The following is a 22,538-nucleotide window of genomic DNA, read 5'->3' as shown; positions in this document are numbered from 1 at the left end:
AGCGTGCAGACGCAACCACCCCCCGGCAGGACAGAGGCAGGCACGCGATGGGCATCAGTACGCACCGCCGCACCACGAGCACCCGCACGAAGGCGATCGGCGCCGTCGTCGCGGCGGCGGTCGTGGGCGGCACGGTCTTCGCGCTCACCGGCACGGCACAGGCCGCGGCCGTCGGCGCCACGTACACGAGGGCCAGCGCCTGGACCGGCGGCTACACCGGGCAGTACGTCGTCTCGAACGACACCGGGACCGCGCAGTCGGGCTGGACGCTCGAATTCGACCTGCCCGCCGGTACGAAGATCGACTCGCTCTGGAACGGCGAGCACACCGTCAGCGGCAACCACGTCACCGTGAAGCCCGCGAGCTGGAACAAGGACATCGCCCCGGGCGGATCCGTGACGGTCGGCTTCGTCACCACCTCCACCTCGGCCGCCGCCGACCCGGAAGGCTGCCTGATCAACGACGCCGCCTGCTCCGCGGACGGCGGCACGACCCCGGAGCCGAGCGGGCGGCCGACCGAGGCACCGACGCCCACGTCGAGCCCGGAGCCCACGTCGACGCCGACCGAGGACGCGACCCCCACGCCGACCGCCACGGCCGAGCCGACGGGCACCCCCGGGACGCCCGGGGGCACGGCCGACGGAGCCGGCTTCGCCCCCTACGTCGACACGTCCCTGTACCCCGCCTACGACCTGCCGGCCACCGCTTCCAAGACGGGGGTCAAGGAGTTCAACCTGGCCTTCATCACCTCGGGAGGGAGCTGCGCTCCCCTCTGGGGCGGGGTCACAGGACTCGGTGACGACCAGGTGGCCGCCCAGATCGGCGCGCTGCGGGCCGAGGGCGGTGACGTACGCGTCTCCTTCGGCGGGGCGGCCGGTGCCGAGCTGGCGCTGCACTGCTCCTCGGCCGACGAGCTCGCCGCGGCGTACGGCAAGGTCGTCGACACGTACGAGCTGACCAAGGTCGACTTCGACATCGAGGGCGGGGCGCTGCCCGACACCGCAGCCAACTCCCGCCGCTCGCAGGCCATCGCGCAGCTCCAGAAGTCGCACCCGGAGCTCGATGTGTCCTTCACGCTGCCCGTGATGCCCGAGGGGCTGACCCAGGCGGGCGTGGACCTGCTCGCGGACGCGAAGAAGAACGGCGTCACGACCGGCGCGGTCAACATCATGGCGATGGACTACGGGGCCTCGTACAGCGGGGACATGGGCGACTACGCCACCCAGGCGGCCACCGCCACGCAGGCCCAGATCAAGGGCGTACTCGGACTCTCCGACGCGGAGGCGTGGAAGGCCGTCGCGGTCACCCCGATGATCGGCGTGAACGACGTCGCCACCGAGATCTTCACCGTCGAGGACGCCACGCAGCTGGTGAAGTTCGCCCAGGAGAAGGGCATCGGCCGGCTGGCGATGTGGTCGGGCACCCGGGACGTGCAGTGCGCGGAGGGCGAGAAGCCGACCGCGGACGCGACCTGCAGCTCGATCCTCCAGGAGCCGCTGGCCTTCACCAAGGCGTTCGGCGCCTTCGGGTAGCCGCCGCCCCACCGACCATCACCTCGACGCGCGCGCCCCGGCCGGCCCCACACCCCCCACACCCGGCCGGGGCGCGCGCCCCCTTGTGCGCGTGCGGGCGTACGTAAGCGGAACCTCCCCCGGGCGCGGCGGAGTTCGGGGAAAGAACGCGGATACACCCCAGGGGCCCCTTGTGCGCCTCCACGAGGGCTCGCCCCGTTCATCTTCCGGCGGGCGTCCTCCGGTCCGCCGACGAGTCCGGTACCGTCCCGGAACCGGCACACGCATCGGCGTCTTGTCACGGCCGATCGGGGCCCCGGAAGGCCCGATTCTCACCCAACAGGCCCTGACCTGCGGCGATTCCACCCGTTGCCCGTGACCCATGCAGGGCGCGCCCATCGGCGCAAGACCTCTGCCGGACACGGTCGCGTGACTTGCAGGACACACTCGGGCAACGGAAGCGTCTTCAACTCTTGACACCCACCCCCTTGAGGCAGCAATCTTCCGGCATCAGCGCATGGGAGCGCTCCCATATCGAACGAGGTTTTTCGCTCGTACGGGGACGGCACCGCCCATGTCCTCTCCGTACCACCGGCACCCGCACCCACCGGCGCGAATGCCGGGCAGATCGAACGCCAGCCCCACCTGGAACCGCCAGTCCCACCCTGGAACAAGGAGTAGTGGAATGCGCATCACCCGCACCGTCGCAGGTCGAAGCCGCAGAACCGCCGTCATGGCTACCACGGGCCTCACGGCCGCCGCCCTGCTGCTGACCGGCTGCGGCGATTCCGGCTCGGATTCCGACGAGGCCGACGCGGACGGGAACATCACCCTGACCGTCGCCGACTTCGGGCAGTTCGGGTACAAGGAGGCGAAGCTCTTCGAGAAGTACCACGAGCTCCACCCGAACATCACGGTCAAGGCGAACACCGCCGCCGAGGAGCCGGTCTACTACACCAAGTTCCTCCAGCAGCTCAACACGGGCAGCGGCCTGGCCGACGTCCACGGCATCGAGGTCGGCCGCGTCAAGGAGCTCGTCGACACCAAGGCGGACGCCTTCGCCGACCTGTCCAAGGTCGTCGACAGCAGCCAGTGGGTGAACTGGAAGGCGCTGCAGGCGACCACCGACGAGGGCAAGGTCATAGGCGCCGGCACGGACATCGGCCCGATGTCCATCTGCTACCGCCGCGACCTGTTCGAGAAGGCCGGACTGCCCACCGACCGCGAGGAAGTCGCAGCCAAGCTCACCGGCGGCTGGGAGGACTACCTCAAGCTCGGTGAGGAGTACAAGAAGAAGGCCCCCAAGGGCACCTTCTTCATGGACTCCGCCAGCGCCATGTACAACGGCGTGGTCAGCTCCAACTCGGAGCAGTACTACGCGAAGAACGGTGACCCGATCTACAAGGAGAGCGCCGGCGTCAAGGCGGGCTGGAAGCTCGCCTCCGAGGCCGTCGACAAGAAGCTGACCCAGGGGCTGGCCCAGTTCCAGGACCCGTGGAAGGCCGCTCTGCGCCAGGGCACCATGGCCACCGTGGCCTGCCCCGCGTGGATGGCCGCCCAGATCGCCGAGTACTCCGGCGACCAGTACAAGGGCAAGTGGGACATCACCCGCGCCCCGGGTGACACGGCGGCGAACTGGGGCGGTTCGTTCCTCTCCGTGCCCGCCAAGGGCAAGCACGTCAAGGAGGCCGGTGAGCTCGTCAAGTGGCTGACCGCGCCGGAGCAGCAGGCCGCCGTCTTCAAGGCCGCCGGCCTCTTCCCGTCGAACAAGGGCGCCTTCCAGCTCGAGGACGTGAAGACCGCCAAGCTGGAGTACTTCAACAACGCCCCCATCGGTTCGATCTACGCCGACGAGGCCAACGCCATCCCCGCCGCCGTTCTCGGCCCGAAGGACGGCAACATCAAGGACGAGTTCGGCAAGCAGATCAACAACATGGAGCAGCGGGGCACCAAGCCTGACGCCGCCTGGGACGCCGCCCTCGAAGCCATCAGCAAGATCACCGGCTGATTCTCCGCCGGTGCGGGCGGCGGGACGCGTCCTCCACGCGTCCCCGCCGCCCGCACCGGTGCCGGTCCACCCGCCGGCACGAGCACCCTCCGACACTCGCATCCGACCTGGCACAGGCCCGGGCCTGCCCCTGCGGTGTCGGTACACCCAGGGAAGGACTCCCACCCGTGGCAACCACGACCCCCACCCGGAGCGCGCACGGCCCCCAGGGCGGCCGACGCGCTCCGAAGCCCATGACTCCCGGCCGCCAGGCGTGGCGCAGCCGGCTCTGGCGCTTCGACGACAAAGCGTCGCCGTACGCCTATATCGCCCCGTTCTTCCTCGTCTTCGGCGCCTTCGGGCTGTATCCGCTGATCTACACCGGCTGGATCGCCCTGCACAAGGTGGAGATGACCGGCCTCGACCAGATGGAATGGGTCGGCTGGGGCAACTTCAGCACCATCCTGCAGGACTCCGAATTCTGGACCGCGGTCACCAACACCTTCGTCATCGGCGTCATCTCGACGGTCCCGCAGCTGATGATCGCGCTGGGCCTCGCCCACCTGCTGAACTACAAACTGCGCGCCAGCACCTTCTGGCGCACCGTGATCCTCACCCCCTACGCGACCTCGGTGGCCTCCGCGGCCCTCGTCTTCGCCCTGGTGTTCCGGGCGGACGGCGGCCTGCTGAACTGGGTCCTCGGGTTCTTCGGCGCCGGTGAGACGAACTGGGTCAACGGCCACTGGACGTCCAACATCGCCATCGCGGTCATCGTGATCTGGCGCTGGACGGGCTACAACACGCTGATCTACCTGGCCGCGATGCAGGCCGTCCCCTCCGACCTCTACGAGGCGGCCTCGCTCGACGGCGCCTCGCGCTGGCAGCAGTTCCGCAACGTGACGATCCCGGCGCTGCGGCCGACGATCCTCTTCACGATCGTCATCTCGACCATCGGCTCGATGCAGCTCTTCGGGGAGCCGCTCCTGCTCGAAGGGGGCATCAACGGCGCGACGGGCGGTACCGAGCACCAGTACGAGACGCTCAGCATCTACCTCTACAACTACGGCTGGAACCTCGGGCACCTCGGTATGTCCGCCGCAGTCGCCTGGGCCATGCTCGTCCTGCTGCTGCTCATTGCCGCGATCAACTGGCTCGTCGGGCGCTTCGTGCGCAAGTCCGCGGCCTGACGGGGAGCGATACACATGACCACCACCAGCACCGTCACTCTCGCTGACCACCGCAGCGTCTCCAAGGGCGCCGTCCACGACGTACCCCCGCGCCGCCGCCGCTTCAAGCCGGGCGCCGGCCGTCAGCACCACGCGGGCCCCTTCGCCTACTTCGCGCTCGCCGTGGTCGGCATCGGCTCGCTGTTCCCGCTGTACTGGACGCTCGTGGCCGCGTCCCGTACCCAGGACGAGATCCTGGACACCACCCCGCCGCTCGTCCCGGGCGGCAACCTGGTCCACAACCTCCAGGCGGCCTGGGAGCAGGCCCACCTCGGCAAGGCCATCGTCAACACGGTCATCGTGTCCGCCAGCATCACCCTGGCGACCCTGTTCTTCTGCACCCTGGCCGGTTACGCCTTCGCCAAGATGCGCTTCAAGGGCCGTGGAGCACTGATGACGGCGGTCATCGCCACGCTGACGATCCCCCCGCAGCTCAGCGTCGTACCGCTGTTCATGATGATGGCGGACATCGGCTGGGGCGGTCAGCTCGAGTCGGTGATCTTCCCGACCCTGGTGAGCGCGTTCGGTGTGTTCTTCATGCGCCAGTACCTGATCGAGGCGCTGCCGTACGAGCTCATCGAGGCGGGCCGGGTGGACGGGGCGAACAACCTCCGCATCGTGTGGAGCATCGTGCTCCCGGTCGCCCGACCGGCCATGATGGTCCTCGGCATGCTCACCTTCGTGCAGGCCTGGAACGACTTCTTCTGGCCGTACCTCGCTCTGAACCAGGAGAACCCGACGCTTCAGGTGGCCCTCGGCCAGCTGAGCGCCTCCTACGTGCCCGACCAGAGCATCGTGATGGCCGGTGCGCTGATCAGCACGCTGCCGCTGCTCGTCGTCTTCGTGATCTTCGGCAAGCAGATCGTCGGGGGCATCATGTCCGGCGCGGTCAAGGGCTGACCTGCCCGTCCATCGCGGCCCGTACCCGGCCGCCCCGTACGGCCTGTACCTGACCACAGGCCGTACGGGGACCGGGCCCCGCACTTCCCCGTCCTCGTCCCTCCACCCCATGGGAGCGCTCCCGCATGACAGCCGTACGACCCGACACCACCCCGAAGCAGGCGCACGAGGCACAGTTCCCCACGGGCTTCATCTGGGGTGCGGCGACCGCCTCGTACCAGGTCGAGGGTGCCGCCGCCGAGGACGGCCGCACGCCGTCCATCTGGGACACCTTCAGCCGTACGCCCGGCAAGGTCCGCAACGGCGACACCGGTGACATCGCCGCCGACCACTACCACCGCTACCGCGACGACGTCGCGCTGATGAAGCAGCTCGGGCTGAAGGCGTACCGCTTCTCCGTCTCCTGGTCCCGGGTCCAGCCCACCGGACGCGGTCCCGCCGTCGAGCGCGGCCTGGACTTCTACCGCAAGCTCGTCGACGAGCTGCTGGACGCCGGCATCATGCCCGTCGCCACCCTCTACCACTGGGACCTGCCCCAGGAGCTGGAGGACGCCGGCGGCTGGCCCGAGCGCGTGACCGCCGACCGCTTCGCCGACTACGCCGCCATCGTCTCGGGCGCCCTCGGCGACCGCGTCGGCATGTGGACCACCCTCAACGAGCCGTGGTGCTCGGCCTACCTCGGTTACGGATCCGGCGTGCACGCGCCCGGCCGCACCGAGCCCGCAGCGGCGCTGCAGGCGGCCCATCACCTCAACCTCGCCCATGGCCGGGCGATCGAGGTTCTGCGCGCCCAACTCCCCGCTGCGGCGCAGACCTCGGTCACCCTCAATCTCCACCAGGTCCGTCCGCTCACCGGCAGCGAGGCCGACGCGGACGCCGCGCGCCGCATCGATGCCGTCGGCAACCGGGTCTTCACCGGTCCGATGCTGCGCGGGGAGTACCCCGAGGACCTGATCACCGACACCTCGCACCTGGTGGACTGGTCGAAGCTGGTCAGGGACGGCGACCTCGCCACCATCTCGCGCCCGGTCGACGCCCTCGGGATCAACTACTACACGCCGACGCTGGTCTCCACGCCGGTGGAAGGGGCGGACTACGCGCGCAGCGACGCCCACGGCGCCAGCGACCATTCCCCCTGGCCCGGTTCCGAGCACGTCGCCTTCCACCTCGCCGAGGGGAAGGAGCGCACCGCCATGGACTGGTCGATCGACCCCGACGGGCTCTACAACCTGCTCATGGACACCCACCGGGACCACCCGGGCCTTCCGCTCATGGTCACGGAGAACGGCGCCGCCTTCGACGACTACGTCTCGCCCGAGGGCAAGGTCGAGGACCCCGAGCGGGTCGCCTACCTCCACGGCCACCTCGACGCCGTACAGCGGGCCGTCGCCGACGGCGCGGACGTCCGCGGCTACTTCCTCTGGTCGCTGATGGACAACTTCGAGTGGGCGTACGGCTACTCGAAGCGCTTCGGCGCGGTGTACGTCGACTACGCCTCCCAGCGCCGGATCCCCAAGACGAGCGCCCACTGGTACGCCGACGTGATCCGCCGCCACGCCCTGCCCCCGGCCGGCACCGTCTGACCCGGCGAGCACCTGAAGCGGGACCCGGCACTGCGCCGGGTCCCGCTTCGCTGTGTCCGCCCCCGCCTTCTCTGTGCCCGCCCCGCCCGTCTTACGTGTTCGTCATCCGGACCCCGTACGCTTGGGAGCGCTCCCAAGAATGGTGGCGCCGCAGCGGACCGCTGCGCACGGCCACGTGTCAAGGGATCGGCCGGTGGGACTTGGATTGGCCAACCCGCTGTGAGAAATTGACCGCGAACGGGAGGCAGCCATGGCGGCAGCGCGAGTACGGAGTGGCGGGCGGCCCACGCTCGAAGAGGTAGCGGCCCGGGCCGGAGTGGGGCGGGGCACGGCCTCACGCGTCATCAACGGGTCGCCGCGGGTCAGCGCGCAGACCAGGGAGGCCGTCGAGGCGGCGGTCGCCGAACTGGGTTACGTGCCCAACCGGGCGGCCCGCGCGCTCGCGGGCAACCGGACGGACGCCATCGCGCTCGTCGTGCCCGAGTCCGAGACCCGGTTCTTCGCCGAGCCCTACTTCTCCGACATCGTGCGGGGCGTCGGGGCGGCCCTCGCCGACACGGAGATGCAGCTGCTGCTGACCCTCGCGGGCAACGACCGCGAGCGCCGCCGGCTGGCCCAGTACCTCACCGCGCACCGCGTCGACGGGGTGCTCCTGGTCTCCGTCCATGCCGACGACCCGCTGCCCGACCTCCTGGAACAGCTCGGGATGCCCGCCGTGATCAGCGGCCGCAGGCACGCGGCGGAGACGCTGCCCTCGGTGGACTCCGACAACTTCGAGGGCGCCCGCGCGGCCGTCGACCACCTCATATCGCGAGGCCGCCGCACCATCGCCACGATCACCGGCCGCCTCGACGTCTACGGCGCCCAGCGCCGCCTCGACGGCTACCGCAAGGCCGTCGCCGCGGCCGGCCTCGACCCGGACGAACGGCTGATCGCCCCCGCCGACTTCAGCGAGGAGGGCGGCGCCCGTGCGATGCGGGAGCTGCTGGAGCGCCGCCCCGACGTGGACGCGGTCTTCGCCGCCTCCGACGTGATGGCCGCGGGCGCCCGCCAGGTCCTGCGCGAGTCCGGCCGCCGCATCCCGGACGACGTGGCCCTGATCGGCTTCGACGACTCGGCGGTGGCCCGCCACATGGACCCGCCCCTGACGAGCGTGCGCCAGCCGATCGAGGAGATGGGCCGCACGATGACCCGCGTCCTGCTCCAGGAGATCGCGAACCGCTCGTCCGGCGACGCCACCCAGGAGCGGCCGAGGATCGTGCTCCCCACGGAACTGGTGGTCCGGGAGTCGTCCTGAGGGGGTGGGGTGGGTCGCTCACCTGCGCGAACGGTGGACTTTCACAACTTCTTCACGGGTGAGGCGTGTGGCCGTTAAGATGCCCCCGAGTACGGCGAACGTGTGACGCACCACACAACGTCACACACCATCCTGCCTGCCGCGCGTGCGCCCTGGTCCGGCAGCGCTTCTGGGGGACCGCATGCGCAAGATGGTCAAGGGTGCCAACGTCGGTCTGGCCGAGCTGGGCGAGGACGTCGCCTCCGTCGTGATGAGCCTCGGCTGGAACGGTGCGACCGGGGAGGGGGACGTGGACGTCTCCGTGCTCCTGCTCGACCGTAACGGCAAGGTGGGCGGCGACGGGGACTTCCTTTCCCGTGGCAACCCGGCCGCCGGCAACGGCAGCGTGCGGCTGCTCGGCAGGACTTCCGCCGCTGACGGCAGCGAGGAGCGGATCAGTTTCGACCTGGACGCCGTACCGGCGGAGGTCGAGCAGATCGTGGTGGCGGCGAGCCGTCACGACGGATCCGCATTCGAGGACCTGAACGACCTGCGGGTGGCCCTTGCCGGCAGCTCCGGCGAAGGTTTGGCCCACTTCTCCGTCGACGAGGCCGGCGCTGTGAGCGCCGTCATCTTCGGCGCCCTCTACCGGCGTGGCGACGAGTGGAAGTTCCGGGCCGTCGGCCAGGGGTACGCATCCGGTCCGGCCGGCCTGGCGGCGGACTTCGGGGTGGACATCGACGGCGGCGCCGGGACGACGGGCCCCGACCCGCGGGCCGTGTCCCCGTCGGCGACTGTGCCCTCACCCCGGGCCCCGGAGCCGGCGGCCCACGATGACGAAGCCGCACCCGAATCCGAGGTGGACGCCGAAACCGACGCTGCCGAAGTCGAACTCGACGCTGTGGGCGCCGCAGGTGACGATGGCGCCGACCGGGAGTTCGTCGAGCACGAACGTTCCGAGATGAGGGACTTCGTCAAGGGCCTCAGCCCGGACGACATCAAGTCGGGCGGCTGGTTCACCAAGCTCAGTGCTCAGGCCCTGAGTTCCTACACCGACAAGGTCGACTGGAAGTACTTCCAGGAGCGTTACGAGGGCGTCCCCGCAGATGTCATCGTCGATCAGCGGATCAAGATGGCGTCCCGGTACGCCGCGCTCGAAGGCGGGCTCTCCGCCGGCGCCTACTCGGCGGCCGTCGCCGCCACCATCGGGAGCCTCGGCGGTGCCTCGGCTGCCACCGTCCCGGCCGCCGTCGCGACCATGATGGTCGACGTCGCGTTCATCACCCGGCTCCAGCTCCGTCTGGCCTACGACATCGCCGTTCTCTACCGGGTCCCGCTCGACCTGTCCGACCCCGATGACATGTGGAAGCTGATTCGCGTCGCTTTCACGATCAAGAGCGGTGAAGCGGTGCGGGGAGGCGTGACCAAGGCTGTCCCGGCCATGGTGCGACCGGTCGTCAAGCGCTTCTACTCCGGAGCGGTGCTGAACGCCGCGAAGGGGCTCCCCGTCGTCGGGAAGTACCTCCTGCAGCGCAACGTCATCAAGATCGGTATTCCCGTGGTCGGCGTTCCCCTCGCGGTGGTGCTGAACCGCTACACGACGCTGCTCGCGGGGCGGCACGCGCAAGCCGTCTTCCGGAACGAGGCGCGGGTGATCGAGATCGCCGAGCGTCTGACCGGGCGGAGCCGGCACCCGCAGCTGATGCTGTGGGTCGCGTGGCTCGTCATCCTGGCGGACGAGAAGACCACGGACGACGAGGCGCTGTTGATCCGGCACCTGGTGAGGCTGGTCCGGGACCAGCACCAAGTGGTCGACAGGCAGCTCGCTCACCTCGTCGACGTCGACCACGCCGATGTGTGGCGCCGCGTGGACGCCGAGCCCGGGGATCTGAGCGACCTCCTCGACGTGGCCGAGCAGGTGGCCGCTGTGGACGGCTACGTCAACACGGCCGAGAGTGCGGTGATCTCAGAGCTTCGGGGCCGCTGTTGCCGGGTCTGACGCCGTTCTACGTCGCCGGGCGGGTGGGCCTTGTCCATGTAACGGTGATCGCCGGAGCCCGCTGACGGATCCGCCCGGTCCGCCGGAGCCGGGGGAGCCGCGAAGGAGGGCCGACAGTGGTCTGTCGGCCCTCCTCGGGGATGTGTTCCGTTGTCCGGTCAGATCCGGCCGCCGGTGAGGCGGGTGATCGGGCCGGCGTGGGTCCTGGCCGTCTGGCGGCCCAGGGCGAACGCGCCGCCCACCAAGCCGCCGAGGCCCGCCGCGGCGCCCACCGCGATGGCCTTGCGGTGCTTGACGACGGTCCACGCCGTGGTCGCCGTCGAGGTCACCTTGCCGGCGGTGTCCAGGACGGTCTTCCGTCCCGTGTCCCAGCCGGCCGCGGCGGCCCGCTTCGTGGCCAGGCCGGCCGACCGTACTCCGGACTCCGCCGACGCGGCGGCGTCCTGGGCGGACGACTTGGCCTTCGTGGCTGCGACCGCCGAGCCGGACTTGGCGTGGTCGCCGGCTGCCGCTGTGGTCCGTCGCCCCTTGGCGGCGGCCGTCCTGGCGCCCGTACCGGCCTTCGCCGCAGAACCGTTTGCCTTCTTGGTCTGTTCGCTCTCTGCAGTCATGGTGTTCGTGTTACCTCTCGACTCGGGTCGAAACGGAGCGGTGGGATTCAGCCGGAATCACGTGGAAGCAGTGAACCCAGCGGTCCCAGGTCCAGGTTGAGGTCCTCCATGGTCAGGTCGTAGCGCTCGCAGAGCTCCGCCATGCGGTCCTGGAGGATCATCAGGGTCATGCCGATGCGCTCCTCCTGTTCCTCACGGAGATCGCCCACGTCCACCCGGTGCAGAGCGGTGCGCTCCATGAGCTGACGCAGCAGCTCGACGATGGTCAGCACCAGCTTGATCAGGTCGCGTTCGACCGTCTCGGGGTCCGTCTTCAGGCGCTGCGCCAGTCCGTCGGGCGTGCCCGGCTCGTCGGGTCCCGCGGGTACGAGATCGAAGGCGTGGGCCGCGGCCTGGGCGACCTCCTGGAGGCTCGTCGCCTGTGTGCGCGGCGGTGCCTCACCGGGTTCCTCGGCCATCGACTGCTCCTTCCTCTCCCGCTGTCGCCGTGCGGGGCGTGCGCGGGGCGCTCACCACGGCGCCGGTTCGTCCGACGTGACCGACCGGATCACGGCTCTCAGATTGATGTGCACCAGGTCGACGTCGGCGACGGAGAGGACGAGATCGCCCGTGAGCACCGCCCCTCCGTTCAGCAGCCGGTCCAGCAGGTCGATGAGCGCGACCTGGCGCCCGGCCAGCGACTCGACCGAGTCCTCACTCATCGCGTATCACCCTCGGCCGCCGCGGGCGGCGTCGCGAAGGAGTACGGCGCCCACGGGCCGGTGATCTCGACGCGCACGCCCGGTACGTCGTCGGCGAGCCCCGCGAGGGCCGCCCGGAACGCGTCGGCCTGGGCGTCCTGGACGAGATAGGCGTCGTTGAGGATGTTCTCGCCGGCCGCCTGGGCCAGGTCGCCCTGCTGCGGACGGTGGGCGACGTGCGCCCTGGCGATCCCGTCCACCCGGGCGGGCACCTCGGCGGCCACCGAACCCGCCGCCCGGTACGTCTCCCGGTGGTTGCGCTGCTGGCTGCGGCGCCTCTGGAGGTAGGCCCGGCCGGGGCTCGCCGCCGTGTCCGTCTCCGGTGCCCCGCCGGTCACGGCGACCGCCTCGCGCGGGTCGGCGTAGATCTTCACGCCGAGTTCGACGTGGCCTTCGAGGCGGGCGAGCAGCGCGGAGAACTCCGGCGCGCGTGCCCCGAGCATCTCGCCGACCCGCCCGTCGTCGAGGTAGACCGTCACCAGGCGCATGGGCAGGACGGCCGCGTGCTCGTACGCGGCCTCCACGACCGCGTGGTGGGTACGCGCCAGCACTTCGAGCCGGTCGAGATCCTCCATCTGCGCCTTCACGCCCTCGGTGCCGTACGAGACGGAGGGCACCGAGGAGACCAGGGCCGCGAGTTCGCCGGCCCGGACCGTCCGCAGAGGGGCTCCCTCCAGGCCGGGCTGTCCGGCGAGTGCCGTCTCCACCGGGGTCCCGGCCCGGCAGACGGCGTAGACGTACGACATCTCCTGGCCCGCCGCCGGGACTGCTTCCTCCGTCACTTCGACCTACCGCCTTCCTCGGTCTCGGTCTCGGTCTCCGTCTCCACCCGCCCGGGCAGGGCGTCCTGGCCCGCCCCGGCGGCCGACGTGGCCGGCAGCCCCACGGCCGCCCTCAGCTCGGCTATCTCGGCCCGCAGCCGTGCGTTCTCCGCCTCCACCGCCGACGCGTCCTGCGACGCGCCGGCCGCCTGATGGGGACGGGCCCTGGAGGAGAGCGACGGGTCGTGCTCCCACCAGTCGATGCCCATCTCCTTGGCCTTGTCCACGGACGCGACCAGCAGGCGAAGCTTGATCGTCAGGAGTTCGATGTCGAGCAGATTGATCTTGATGTCACCCGCGATGACGATGCCCTTGTCCAGGACACGTTCGAGGATGTCGGCGAGATTCGCGGAGGACTGCTGCTGGCCGTACGGGGATGCTGCCGAAGAGGCCCCCATGCGGCCGGCCAGTGAGTCGGACACGTCGGATCAGTCCTATCCGTGCTGTAGGCGGAGAAGGTCAGCTGCGGGCGGAGGCTGTACGGCGGCGCCGGGCGCGCGGGGCGGGCTCCTCCGCTTCTTCTTCCTCTTCCTCCTCGAGGGGCTCCTCCTCCACGTCCTCCTCCTCGTCCTCGTAGGCGTCCTCGGCGGGGGACTCGTCGGCGGGGGCTTCCTCCTCCGCGTCCTCCTCGTCCTCGTCCTCGTACGCCTCGTCCTCCGGGGGGAGTTCGCCGTCCTCGTCGCCGTCCTCGGCGTCTTCGGTGTCCTCGGCGTCGTACTCCGCGGCGGCTTCCTCGTCGGTGCCCGGCTCCTCGGACTCCTCCGCCTCCTCGGAGCCGTTCTCCTCCTCGGCGCGCGCCTCTTCCTCCTCGACGGCCTCGTCGTGGTCCACCACGACCTCCCCGTCGCGGATCTCACCGCGCCAGCCGTCGGTCGCCTCACCGCGCATCATGATGAACTTGCGGTAGAGCTTCAGATCGAGGCGGGCCCTGCGGCCCTGGGCACGCCAGATGTTCCCGGTCTTCTCGAACAGCCCCTTGGGGAAGTACTCGATGACGAGAAGGACGCGCGTCAGGTCGTCGGTGAGGGCGTGGAACGTCACCACTCCCTTGACGCTCCCCTTGGCGCCCTCGGTGGTCCAGGTGATGCGCTCGTCCGGCACCTGCTCGGTGACGTTCGCCTTCCAGCTGCGCGTGGACTTGGCGACCTTCACCTTCCAGTTGCTGCTGGTGTCGTCGGCCTTCTCGACGCTCACGACACCCTTGGCGAAGGTGCTGAACTCCTGGAACTGCGTCCACTGGTCGTAGGCCTCGCGCACCGGCACACCGACGTCGATGTCCTCGGAGATCGTGACGCTCTTCGACTTGCCTCCGCCGCTCTTGCGGCCCTTGCCGAACAGCCCCTTGACCTTGTCCTTGACGGCGTCCTTCACATGGGAGGCACCGGCGCCGAGGGCGGCCTGGGCCGGTGACTTGCCCTCGCTGAGCGCCTGGCCGCCCTTGGCGAGCGTCTTCACGGCGCCGCCGGCGTCCTTGCCGTCCGCGAGCTTGCCGACGCCCTCGCCCAGCTTGTGGCCGAGGCTCGTGACCGCGTGCTGCGTCCGTGCCTTGAGGTAGTTCTGGAGCTCTTCCTTGAGGCGGTCGGTGGCGGGATTGTTCGCCACGTCGTCCTTGAGCTTGCTGAAGGCGGAGTCAGCCATTGCTGCCACCCCGGTCCCGGCGTGCGTTCGACGAGGCCGTCCTGCGGGCCCCGGAGGCGGCCTTACGGGCGGCCGGAGCGGCCTTCTTCCGGGCGCCGCCCGTGGACTTGGCCGTCTTCCTGGCCGCCGTCTTCCTGGCAGCCGTACGGCGCGGGGCCGGCTTCTCCTCCGTACCCTCGTCGCCCTCGTCGTCCTTGTCACCGTCGCGCTCGTCGTCCCGCGCGTCCGGGGCGTCGTCGTCCTCGGCCTCGTCGGCTCCGTCATCGGGGCGGTCGTCCTTGGCCTGCCCGCCGGACGGGTCCTCGAGTTCGAGGGTGCGCTGGTGCAGGGAGTCCGCGAGGCCCGTGGCCCGCTGGGTGAGGGCGTTGGTGGCGGCCGTCTTCGTGGCGCCCACCAGCTCCTTGCGGACCTGGTCGCTGACGCCTCCGAGGAGCGGGGAGTCGGCCAGCATTTTGCCGAGCTGCTTCGGGTCCAGGCTCAGCTTCTTGCCTGCCAGGAACATTCCGAAGCCGATGGCGAGTTTGGCCTTCTTCGTACGTCCCAGTAGGTATCCGCCCACAAGGGCCGCACCTATCTTCGCGTTGACGGTCATCCGTCGAGCACCTCAATCTCCTGCGTTCAAGAATTTTCGTTGAGACGTCGCTGGTAGGCCTCGCATTCCTCGAGCCAGTCCAGCAGTTCGTCCTCGCGACGGTCGAATTCTTCCTCGTCGATATTCCCGCTCAGCAGTTCACGTTCCAGCTCCGCCAGTTGCGTACGGACGGGTCCCGGGTCGTAGTGCTCGCGTTCCGCGGCGAGCACCACTTGGTCGAGAACCCATGCCGTACCGCGCACCGGGGCCAGCGGAAAGGTGAGCAGTTGCGTGATGAGGCCCATGAAAGGTGCCTCCCCTCTTCGAGGGAGCGTGCGTCAGACGAAGCTGTAGGGCGGAAGCGGGCCGTTCAGGGAGAACGCGTAGTCCTCACCCCGGCGCTCGGCCTCTTCATGGACCGCCTGGGAGAAAGCGGCCGCCTCGTCGCGCCGGACGAGAAAGGACACATTCAGGAAATGCGTCTTCGTGGGCTCGCCTTCCGAGACCCGTTCGGCGGCGGACGCCAGCGTCTGCGCCACGTCCTTCGCCATCGCTTCCTGGCGTGCCTGGATCTCCTGCGACACGAGTTCGCCGAGAGCCATCTTCTCGTTCTGCGCGCCCGGATTCTCCCGGGTGTACTCGCTGAGCCGCCTGGCCTCCGCCGACTGCGTGAGGATCTCCCGCAGCAGGCTCTCCTCCTCGCGCGAGACCTTCAGGTTGTACTCGAGACGGCCGTCCAGCTCGGCCAGGCGGGCCGTGTAACTGTCCTTGCCCTGGTCGAGTGCGGCACGTACCTGCTCGTCGTCGGGGCCCACGAGACCGAACCGCATCGGCAGCGCCGCGCCGTCGGCCATCAGCCGCTCCAGCACGCTCTGGTGAGCGACGAGGTCCCGTCGCTTCGCCCGCAGGTCGGCCGGTGTGTCGCTGACCACCGCCCCCAGGTCCCGTGTCTTCACGGTCCGCAGGTCGGCCGCGGGCTCGCCGACACCGGACAGGCCGTCCAGCCGCAGCGGATGGTCGGCCGCGGTGATGGCGTAGATGTAGGTCGGCATGGGTTACTCCTCCCGCCGCTGGGCGGTCCGGCGGCTGCTGCTCGAAGCGGAGGTCTTGCGGGCCGGCCGCTTCTCCTTCTCCTTGTCGTCGTCGGAGTCGTCACGGCCGCTCTGGAACGAGTCCGTGAAGGCCTCGACCGCGCCGGTCAGCGCTCCTTTCGACTTGCCCTTGGCACCGCTCTCCATCGTGTCCCCGACGATGTCGGTGAGCTGGGCCGGAGCCTTGCGGCCCGACTCCAGGTCCAGCCGGTTGCACGCCTCGGCGAAGCGCAGATACGTGTCCACGCTCGCCACGACGACACGTACGTCGATCTTGAGGATCTCGATTCCGACGAGCGAGACACGAATGAAGGCATCGATGACGAGCCCCCTGTCGAGAATGAGCTCAAGAACGTCGTAGAGATTTCCGGAACCGCCCCCACTGCTGTTGGAGGCATTGCTCTGCTGTACGAGACTCATGGTCGGTCTTCCTTCCAATGAGTGGTGGTGCGCGGTACGGCTGCTCGGTGAGCAGGTCGGTTCAGCGGTCGACCTGTCCTCGTGAGTACCGTCGAATTCGTTCGTATCCCAGGAGTTGACCCTGACCGTCGAGCCTCACGCGATAAGAGGCCATGACGCTCATGGTGTCGGGGATCTTCTCGATCTCGACGACTTCCACATCCGCCGACCAGCCCTCGTCCGTCGCATTCAGCGAGGACACCGAATCGGGCTGGCGCTGGAGGAGTTCGGCAAGCTGTTCGGCCGCTTTCCGCATCGCCGTGGAGACATTGATCCGGCTGTTGCCGCCACTGCTGTCGTGATCGCTCTTGGTGTTCTCGGTCGTGGCCATGTGCTTCACCTGCCGCGCGTCATTGTGGCTTCCTGTCGGCTTCGTTCGGTCAGCCATCCGTTCGGGATGAAGTGCGCGTGCCCATGAGACCCGAACGTATGCATGAAGCCTCCGCACGCCTTCACACAGCCGACGCAAGAAGGCCCTGCCGCGTCGGGGGACAGCGCGGCAGGGCCCGTCGAGCCGGATGCCCGGTCCTCAGCTCTCCATGCGGTGCGGGTTCCGGTGTGGCGGGGCTCACCCGGACGGAGCGGCGGCCGGCCGCGTGCCGGCTCCGGACGGGACCGGTCCGGGCTCACCGGGCGGGGGTCCGCGTCCGGCGTCACGGAGGGAGCGGTGTGACAGGGGGCTACGGAAGGTGAGTGGCGCGCTACGGGCCGCGGTGCGTCCCCCGTAGCGGAAATGACTCAGCCCCCGACCCGTTTTCCCAGGTCAGGGGCTGATCATTCAGGGTGAGTAACGGGACTTGAACCCGCGACATCCTGGACCACAACCAGGTGCTCTGCCAGCTGAGCTATACCCACCATGTCGTCCGGTCGCTTTCCTGACCGGCCGAGAAAAAGTGTACAGGGTCCGAGCGGGTGCTCGCGCCCCAGTTCCTCCGGAGCGGCGTACGGACGGTGCACGGGCCCCGGAGGGCCCGTGACCAGCGGTTGTACGCCTACTGACCGGCGGCCGACGCGTGGCGCGCCGCGATCTCCTTGGCGCGGGCCGAGTCCGGGCCGGGCTGCGGCACGAAGACCGCGTCCCGGTAGTACCGCAGCTCCGTGATGGAGTCGCGGATGTCGGCCAGTGCCCGGTGGTTGCCGTTCTTGTCCGGACTGTTGAAGTACGCCCTCGGGTACCAGCGGCGCGCCAGCTCCTTGACCGAGGACACATCGACGATCCGGTAGTGGAGGTAACCCTCCAGCGACGGCATGTCACGCGCCAGGAAGCCCCGGTCGGTGCCGACGGAGTTCCCGCAGAGCGGGGCCTTGCCCGGCTCCTTCACGTGCTCGCGGATGTAGGCCATGACCCGCTCCTCCGCGTCGGCCAGGGTCGTGCCCCCGGCCAGCTCGTCGAGGAGGCCCGAGGCGGTGTGCATCTGCCGCACCACCTCGGGCATGGTCTCCAGGGCCGCGTCCGGCGGGCGGATCACGATGTCCACCCCGTCGCCGAGCACGTTCAGTTCCGAGTCGGTGACCAGCGCGGCCACCTCGACGAGTGCGTCGTCCGTCAGCGAGAGCCCGGTCATCTCGCAGTCGATCCACACCATACGGTCGTTCATGGGCCCCACCCTACGGGGCGCTGCGCTGCCCCGGCAGGGCCGGGCGGCCCGGAGCGTACGCCTCGGGACCCGGTCCGACGCGCTCCGCGGAGCCGCCGGGAGCGGCCGTCGCGGTGACCGGGGACGGACCGGCCGAGGAGGCCGCGGCGGTCCGCCGGCTCGACGCCGTGCCCTGGGCGGGCACGGACGTCTCCAGCACCGTGGCGACGCTCTCCAGCGCCCCGCCCTGCGGACGGCGGGCCCGGTAGGCGGCCCGGTACGCGGCGGGGGAGGAGCCCAGCTGGCGGCGGAAGTGCCCGCGCAGCGCGACCGGCGAGCGGAAGCCGCAGCGGCCCGCGACCTCGTCGACGGAGTAGTCGGAGGTCTCGAGCAGCCGCTGTGCCTGCAGCACGCGCTGGGTGATGAGCCACTGGAGCGGTGCGCTGCCCGTGAGCGAACGGAACCTGCGGTCGAAGGTCCGCCTGCTCATGTAGGCGCGCGCGGCCAGCGTCTCCACGTCGAACTGCTCGTGGAGATGCTCCAGCGCCCAGGCCACGACCTCGGCGAGCGGGTCGGAGCCGATCTCCTCGGGTAAAGACCTGTCGAGGTAGCGCTCCTGACCGCCACTGCGCCGCGGCGGTACGACGAGCCGGCGGGCCAGGGCCCCTGCCGCCTCCGTGCCGTGGTCGGTACGGACTATATGGAGGCACAGATCGATTCCGGCCGCCGTTCCGGCCGAGGTGAGCACATCGCCGTCGTCGACGAACAGCTCACGCGGATCGACGTGCACCGACGGATAGCGCTTGGCCAGCGTCGGTGCGTACATCCAGTGCGTGGTGGCCGGGCGGCCGTCCAGCAGGCCGGCTGCGGCGAGGACGAAGGCCCCCGTGCAGAGTCCGACGATGCGGGCACCCTCCTCATGGGCGCGGCGCAGCGCCTCCAGGGCCTCTGCGGGCGGCGGGGAGGTGATGGACCGCCAGGCGGGCACCACGACGGTGCCGGCCCTGCTGATCGCCTCCAGGCCGTAGGGCGCGCTGAGTTCGAGTCCGCCGGTGGTGCGCAGCGGTCCTTCCTCGCCCCCGCAGACCAGCAGGCGGTAGCGCGGAACTCCCGCGTCCTGCCGGTCGATTCCGAAAACTGAGAGCGGAATGGAGCTCTCGAAGATAGGGCCGCCACTGAACAGCAGTACGGCTACGACTTCCCGGCGTCGCCGCCCGGTCAGTTTCCGTGCGGCCTCCGTTGCGGTGGCGGAGTCCTGGCTCATGACGCTAAGCCCCCCTCGGTGTTCGCGTCTTCCTGGTCCCTACGGGCCTGTCGCTCCTGCACGTTTCCCCTCGGTCTCGCACGCGTCCCCAGTCCTCGACACTCATGATCGAATCTACTGCGTCCCGTGGCGCCGACGTGACACGTTCCCCCACCGGCACTATGTCGACAAGGCAACTTGGCGCGAAGCGTTCGATCACGAAGCGTTTCACCCGTGAGCCCCACAGGGAAGTGCGCATCGCGATCATGGCCGGGCGCCATAGGGTCAAAGCGTACCGCGCGGTCTATTCCTGCCTGGTGGCACACAGGTTGGGTGCCTGTGAGGGCAAGGGAACAGGGTGGGGGCGAAGTTGGCTGAAAACCGATGGTTGCGTGCGCGTATTCCAGTCATACGACCGGCGTACGCCCCCTGACCCCAGGAGCCTCCGTACGCCTCTGAAGCCTCATGTGGCCGTCCGGACTCCGGATGTGAACGATGCGCAGTCGCCCGATGGCGGCGCGTGACGGCCCGGCCCGGAGGGGCGGGTGGCACATTCGGCCGTCCCGGCGCGTCCGGTGCGCATGCCGGCCGGACACGGTGACCGGAACCCGTCAGCAGCGTCCACGAGCTGGATGTACGACGCAACCGGCATTGCCATACGGGGGGTGTGTCCGGCATGCTCCCTCCATCGCCGCCTGCGATGTGCGAGGGCTGGGCAGTGAAGGAGTGGCGCCGTACCCTTGGGGGTAGGGGATTGGGAAGATGTTTCCCGGACACAGCTTCACCGCTCGCAGGTACACCTCCAAACCGCTCCCTCCTCACGAGGACTCTCTTCGCCGAGACACCGATGGCCGGTCACGAAATCCCTGAACCCGCAGACCGCAAGCAGGTAGCCGACCCCGGGTCGGAACCGCAGACGGTCGGAGAGTCGCGCCCTTCCTGCGATCCCGCCTTCCGGCATGGCGTCGTGGTCGGCTTCGACGGTTCCATGTCCAGCGAACGGGCCCTCGCGTACGCCATCGGCGTGGCGCACCGGCACGGCTCCGGGCTGATCATCGTCCATGTGGCCAACCGGCTGCCGACCACGGTCTGGGCCGGCTGCGAGCCGCCCGTCTTCGTCGATGTGCCCGACCACCGCACCGAGGTCCTCGGCCTGGAGCTGGCGTGCGCCGACTATCTCGCCGAGGTGCCCTGGGTGCTCGTGGAGCGCGGCGGCGACATCTGCCACGAGCTGGAGGAGGTCGGCCGGGAGTATTCGGCCGACGCGATCGTCGTCGGCTCGACGCACGGCCTGGTGGGCCGGATCTTCGGATCCGTGGCCGGCCGTCTCGCGCGCCGCGCCCAGCGCCCGGTCATCGTCATCCCCTGAGCATGCCGGAAGGCCCCTGACGCGCCGTCAGGGGCCTTCCGTGTGCCCGCCCGTGGCATGGCGGGAGGTCCCGGCTACTCGACGGTGACCGACTTCGCCAGGTTGCGCGGCTTGTCGATGTCACGGCCCATCGCCAGGGCCGTGTGGTAGGCGAGCAGCTGAAGCGGGATGCCCATCAGGATCGGGTCCAGCTCGTTCTCGTTCTTCGGGACGACGATCGTGTGGTCGGCCTTCTCCTGCTCCCGGTGGGCGACGGCCAGGATGCGCCCGCTGCGGGCCTTGATCTCCTCCAGCGCCGCGCGGTTCTTCTCCAGCAGGTCGTCGTCCGGGACGATCGCGACGGTGGGGAGCGCCGGCTCGATGAGCGCGAGCGGTCCGTGCTTGAGCTCCGAGGCGGGGTAGGCCTCGGCGTGGATGTACGAGATCTCCTTGAGCTTCAGGGAGGCCTCCAGCGCGACGGGGTAGCCCCGGACACGGCCGATGAACATCATCGACTGCGCGCCCGCGTACTCCTCGGCGAGCTTCTTGATCTCGTCCTCGGACTCCAGGATCTGGCCGATCTGCTCCGGCAGCCTGCGCAGGCCCTCGATGATCCGCTTGCCGTCGGAGACCGACAGGTCGCGGATGCGGCCCAGGTGCAGGGCGAGCAGCGCGAAGGCCACGACGGTGTTCGTGAAGCACTTGGTGGAGACGACGCAGACCTCGGGGCCGGCGTGGACGTACATGCCGCCGTCCGCCTCGCGGGCGATCGCCGAGCCGACGACGTTCACGACGCCCAGGACGCGCGCGCCCTTGCGCTTGAGTTCCTGCACGGCCGCCAGGACGTCGTACGTCTCACCGGACTGCGAGACGGCGACGTACAGGGTGTCGGGGTCCACGACCGGGTTGCGGTAGCGGAACTCGGACGCGGGCTCGGCGTCCGCGGGGATGCGGGCCAGCTCCTCGATGAGGCCGGCGCCGATCAGACCCGCGTGGTACGAGGTGCCGCAGCCCAGGATCTTGATCCGGCGGACCCCGCGCGCCTCGCGGGCGTCCAGGTTCAGCCCGCCCAGGTGCACGGTGGAGAAGCGGTCGTCGATGCGGCCGCGCAGCACGCGGTCCACGGCGTCGGCCTGCTCGGAGATCTCCTTGTGCATGTACGTGTCGTGGCCGCCCATGTCGTACGACTCGGCCTCCCACTCCACGGTGGTCGGCGTGGCCGTCGTGGTCGAGCCCTCCGTGGTGTACGTACGGAAGTCGTCGGCCTTGAGGGTGGCCATCTCGCCGTCGTCCAGGGTGACGATCTGGCGGGTGTGCGCGACCAGGGCGGCGACGTCGGAGGCGACGAACATCTCCTTCTCGCCGATGCCGAGCACGACCGGGGAGCCGTTGCGGGCGACGACGATGCGGTCGTTGAAGTCGGCGTGCAGGACGGCGACGCCGTACGTGCCCTCGACGGACTTCAGCGCCTCGCGGACCTTCTCCTCCAGCGTGAGCGCCTGCGAGCGGGAGATCAGGTGGACCAGCACCTCGGTGTCGGTCTCGGAGAGGAAGACGACGCCGTCGGCGACCAGCTTCGCGCGGATCTCGGAGGCGTTGTCGATGATGCCGTTGTGGACGACGGCGACCTTGCTCTCCGCGTCCAGGTGCGGGTGCGCGTTCTCGTCGCTCGGGGCGCCGTGCGTGGCCCAGCGGGTGTGGGCGATGCCCGTGGTGCCGGCGAACCGCTTGGGTACGCGGGCCTCCAGCTCGCGGACCCGGCCCTTGGCCTTGACCATCTTCAGGGCGCCGGGCTTGCCCGCCGGGGCCTTGCCCGTGATGACGATGCCGGCGGAGTCGTACCCCCGGTACTCCAGCCGCTGCAGCCCTTCCAGCAGCAGCGGAGCCACGTCACGCTTCCCGATGTAACCGACGATCCCGCACATAGAGTCTCTGCCCCTCCATCGACGTACAAAAG

General features: G+C 69.8%; 22 protein-coding genes and 1 tRNA gene. 8 read left to right on the top strand and 15 right to left on the bottom strand.

Annotated features, from left to right (window positions below; translation table 11 throughout):
- Positions 1-47 precede the first annotated feature (47 nt).
- The 7 genes from JKV81_RS20975 to JKV81_RS20945 all read left to right on the top strand — a co-directional run bounded on the left by JKV81_RS20975 (position 48) and on the right by JKV81_RS20945 (position 10,482).
- Entirely contained in the window at positions 48-1,532 is a 1,485-nt protein-coding gene (locus tag JKV81_RS20975; RefSeq protein WP_202077176.1) for a glycoside hydrolase family 18 protein, read from the top strand.
- A gap of 664 nt (positions 1,533-2,196) precedes the next feature.
- Positions 2,197-3,519 (top strand): ABC transporter substrate-binding protein, encoded by a 1,323-nt coding sequence (locus tag JKV81_RS20970; RefSeq protein ID WP_202077174.1) that lies wholly within the window; start codon positions 2,197-2,199, stop codon positions 3,517-3,519.
- A gap of 167 nt (positions 3,520-3,686) precedes the next feature.
- Entirely contained in the window at positions 3,687-4,685 is a 999-nt protein-coding gene (locus JKV81_RS20965; protein ID WP_099172758.1) for a carbohydrate ABC transporter permease, read from the top strand.
- A 15-nt stretch (positions 4,686-4,700) separates the two neighbouring features.
- Positions 4,701-5,624, top strand: a complete 924-nt coding sequence (locus JKV81_RS20960) for a carbohydrate ABC transporter permease (RefSeq protein ID WP_124276332.1) — start codon at positions 4,701-4,703, stop codon at positions 5,622-5,624.
- Positions 5,625-5,749: 125 nt separating this feature from the next.
- Positions 5,750-7,207 carry a GH1 family beta-glucosidase gene (locus JKV81_RS20955; RefSeq protein ID WP_124276333.1) on the top strand — a complete coding sequence of 486 codons (1,458 nt, stop codon included), beginning with the start codon at positions 5,750-5,752 and terminating at the stop codon, positions 7,205-7,207.
- Positions 7,208-7,457: 250 nt separating this feature from the next.
- On the top strand, positions 7,458-8,504 hold the full coding sequence (locus JKV81_RS20950; protein WP_124276334.1) for a LacI family DNA-binding transcriptional regulator: 1,047 nt from the start codon (positions 7,458-7,460) through the stop codon (positions 8,502-8,504).
- Between the two features lie 181 nt (positions 8,505-8,685).
- On the top strand, positions 8,686-10,482 hold the full coding sequence (locus tag JKV81_RS20945) for a TerD family protein (RefSeq protein ID WP_202077172.1): 1,797 nt from the start codon (positions 8,686-8,688) through the stop codon (positions 10,480-10,482).
- A 158-nt stretch (positions 10,483-10,640) separates the two neighbouring features.
- Here JKV81_RS20945 and JKV81_RS20940 read toward each other — a convergent pair whose 3' ends face one another.
- The 14 genes from JKV81_RS20940 to JKV81_RS20875 all read right to left on the bottom strand — a co-directional run bounded on the left by JKV81_RS20940 (position 10,641) and on the right by JKV81_RS20875 (position 19,254).
- Positions 10,641-11,093, bottom strand: a complete 453-nt coding sequence (locus JKV81_RS20940) for a hypothetical protein (protein WP_202077171.1) — start codon at positions 11,091-11,093, stop codon at positions 10,641-10,643.
- 47 nt (positions 11,094-11,140) lie between these two features.
- On the bottom strand, positions 11,141-11,551 hold the full coding sequence (locus JKV81_RS20935; RefSeq protein WP_129263253.1) for a gas vesicle protein K: 411 nt from the start codon (positions 11,549-11,551) through the stop codon (positions 11,141-11,143).
- A 51-nt stretch (positions 11,552-11,602) separates the two neighbouring features.
- Entirely contained in the window at positions 11,603-11,794 is a 192-nt protein-coding gene (locus JKV81_RS20930; RefSeq protein WP_124276337.1) for a gas vesicle protein, read from the bottom strand.
- On the bottom strand, positions 11,791-12,615 hold the full coding sequence (locus JKV81_RS20925; RefSeq protein WP_307820588.1) for a GvpL/GvpF family gas vesicle protein: 825 nt from the start codon (positions 12,613-12,615) through the stop codon (positions 11,791-11,793). Before JKV81_RS20925 ends, JKV81_RS20930 begins: the two co-directional genes overlap by 4 nt.
- On the bottom strand, positions 12,612-13,076 hold the full coding sequence (locus tag JKV81_RS20920; RefSeq protein WP_372444222.1) for a gas vesicle protein: 465 nt from the start codon (positions 13,074-13,076) through the stop codon (positions 12,612-12,614). Before JKV81_RS20920 ends, JKV81_RS20925 begins: the two co-directional genes overlap by 4 nt.
- A 37-nt stretch (positions 13,077-13,113) precedes the next feature.
- Positions 13,114-14,292: an SRPBCC family protein gene (locus JKV81_RS20915; RefSeq protein ID WP_202077169.1), complete on the bottom strand. Its 1,179-nt coding sequence runs from the start codon at positions 14,290-14,292 to the stop codon at positions 13,114-13,116.
- On the bottom strand, positions 14,285-14,884 hold the full coding sequence (locus JKV81_RS20910) for a hypothetical protein (RefSeq protein ID WP_202077167.1): 600 nt from the start codon (positions 14,882-14,884) through the stop codon (positions 14,285-14,287). Before JKV81_RS20910 ends, JKV81_RS20915 begins: the two co-directional genes overlap by 8 nt.
- A 26-nt stretch (positions 14,885-14,910) precedes the next feature.
- The gene (locus tag JKV81_RS20905) at positions 14,911-15,168 is read right to left on the bottom strand and encodes a gas vesicle protein GvpG (protein ID WP_129263246.1); all 258 of its coding nucleotides are present in this window, start codon (positions 15,166-15,168) and stop codon (positions 14,911-14,913) included.
- Positions 15,169-15,201: 33 nt separating this feature from the next.
- On the bottom strand, positions 15,202-15,915 hold the full coding sequence (locus JKV81_RS20900; RefSeq protein WP_129263244.1) for a GvpL/GvpF family gas vesicle protein: 714 nt from the start codon (positions 15,913-15,915) through the stop codon (positions 15,202-15,204).
- Between the two features lie 3 nt (positions 15,916-15,918).
- The gene (locus tag JKV81_RS20895; protein ID WP_099172746.1) at positions 15,919-16,374 is read right to left on the bottom strand and encodes a gas vesicle structural protein GvpA; all 456 of its coding nucleotides are present in this window, start codon (positions 16,372-16,374) and stop codon (positions 15,919-15,921) included.
- 61 nt (positions 16,375-16,435) lie between these two features.
- Positions 16,436-16,744: a gas vesicle protein GvpO gene (locus JKV81_RS20890; protein ID WP_129263242.1), complete on the bottom strand. Its 309-nt coding sequence runs from the start codon at positions 16,742-16,744 to the stop codon at positions 16,436-16,438.
- A gap of 451 nt (positions 16,745-17,195) precedes the next feature.
- Positions 17,196-17,268, bottom strand: a tRNA-His gene (locus tag JKV81_RS20885).
- A 137-nt stretch (positions 17,269-17,405) separates the two neighbouring features.
- Positions 17,406-18,011, bottom strand: a complete 606-nt coding sequence (orn, locus tag JKV81_RS20880) for an oligoribonuclease (RefSeq protein WP_124276343.1) — start codon at positions 18,009-18,011, stop codon at positions 17,406-17,408.
- 10 nt (positions 18,012-18,021) lie between these two features.
- Positions 18,022-19,254 carry a helix-turn-helix domain-containing protein gene (locus JKV81_RS20875; RefSeq protein WP_129263238.1) on the bottom strand — a complete coding sequence of 411 codons (1,233 nt, stop codon included), beginning with the start codon at positions 19,252-19,254 and terminating at the stop codon, positions 18,022-18,024.
- 826 nt (positions 19,255-20,080) lie between these two features.
- On the opposite strand from JKV81_RS20875, the gene JKV81_RS20870 reads away from it, so the two are divergent.
- A complete protein-coding gene (locus tag JKV81_RS20870) occupies positions 20,081-20,602 on the top strand; it encodes a universal stress protein (protein WP_202077165.1) in 522 nt (173 codons plus the stop codon).
- 74 nt (positions 20,603-20,676) lie between these two features.
- On the opposite strand, the gene glmS is transcribed toward JKV81_RS20870, so the two are convergent.
- Complete coding sequence (gene glmS / locus JKV81_RS20865) at positions 20,677-22,506, bottom strand: glutamine--fructose-6-phosphate transaminase (isomerizing) (RefSeq protein WP_124276346.1); 1,830 nt, start codon at positions 22,504-22,506, stop codon at positions 20,677-20,679.
- Positions 22,507-22,538: the final 32 nt, after the last annotated feature.

The organism is Streptomyces silvae, from assembly GCF_016745505.1.
In the GTDB taxonomy this organism is placed as follows: Bacteria; Actinomycetota; Actinomycetes; order Streptomycetales; family Streptomycetaceae; genus Streptomyces; species Streptomyces silvae.
Note: the sequence above shows the minus strand (reverse complement) of the source record. Positions and strands in the feature narration are given on the sequence as shown.

Coding starts and splice junctions, on each gene's coding strand:
- JKV81_RS20975 (WP_202077176.1), top strand. CDS start 48: ATGGGCATCAGTACGCACCGCCGCACCACGAGCACCCGCACGAAGGCG.
- JKV81_RS20955 (WP_124276333.1), top strand. CDS start 5,750: ATGACAGCCGTACGACCCGACACCACCCCGAAGCAGGCGCACGAGGCA.
- JKV81_RS20950 (WP_124276334.1), top strand. CDS start 7,458: ATGGCGGCAGCGCGAGTACGGAGTGGCGGGCGGCCCACGCTCGAAGAG.
- JKV81_RS20905 (WP_129263246.1), bottom strand. CDS start 15,168: ATGGGCCTCATCACGCAACTGCTCACCTTTCCGCTGGCCCCGGTGCGC.
- JKV81_RS20915 (WP_202077169.1), bottom strand. CDS start 14,292: ATGGCTGACTCCGCCTTCAGCAAGCTCAAGGACGACGTGGCGAACAAT.
- JKV81_RS20910 (WP_202077167.1), bottom strand. CDS start 14,884: ATGACCGTCAACGCGAAGATAGGTGCGGCCCTTGTGGGCGGATACCTA.
- orn (WP_124276343.1), bottom strand. CDS start 18,011: ATGAACGACCGTATGGTGTGGATCGACTGCGAGATGACCGGGCTCTCG.
- JKV81_RS20875 (WP_129263238.1), bottom strand. CDS start 19,254: ATGAGCCAGGACTCCGCCACCGCAACGGAGGCCGCACGGAAACTGACC.
- JKV81_RS20970 (WP_202077174.1), top strand. CDS start 2,197: ATGCGCATCACCCGCACCGTCGCAGGTCGAAGCCGCAGAACCGCCGTC.
- JKV81_RS20870 (WP_202077165.1), top strand. CDS start 20,081: ATGGCCGGTCACGAAATCCCTGAACCCGCAGACCGCAAGCAGGTAGCC.
- JKV81_RS20930 (WP_124276337.1), bottom strand. CDS start 11,794: ATGAGTGAGGACTCGGTCGAGTCGCTGGCCGGGCGCCAGGTCGCGCTC.
- JKV81_RS20900 (WP_129263244.1), bottom strand. CDS start 15,915: ATGCCGACCTACATCTACGCCATCACCGCGGCCGACCATCCGCTGCGG.
- JKV81_RS20935 (WP_129263253.1), bottom strand. CDS start 11,551: ATGGCCGAGGAACCCGGTGAGGCACCGCCGCGCACACAGGCGACGAGC.
- JKV81_RS20945 (WP_202077172.1), top strand. CDS start 8,686: ATGCGCAAGATGGTCAAGGGTGCCAACGTCGGTCTGGCCGAGCTGGGC.
- glmS (WP_124276346.1), bottom strand. CDS start 22,506: ATGTGCGGGATCGTCGGTTACATCGGGAAGCGTGACGTGGCTCCGCTG.
- JKV81_RS20890 (WP_129263242.1), bottom strand. CDS start 16,744: ATGGCCACGACCGAGAACACCAAGAGCGATCACGACAGCAGTGGCGGC.
- JKV81_RS20895 (WP_099172746.1), bottom strand. CDS start 16,374: ATGAGTCTCGTACAGCAGAGCAATGCCTCCAACAGCAGTGGGGGCGGT.
- JKV81_RS20940 (WP_202077171.1), bottom strand. CDS start 11,093: ATGACTGCAGAGAGCGAACAGACCAAGAAGGCAAACGGTTCTGCGGCG.
- JKV81_RS20960 (WP_124276332.1), top strand. CDS start 4,701: ATGACCACCACCAGCACCGTCACTCTCGCTGACCACCGCAGCGTCTCC.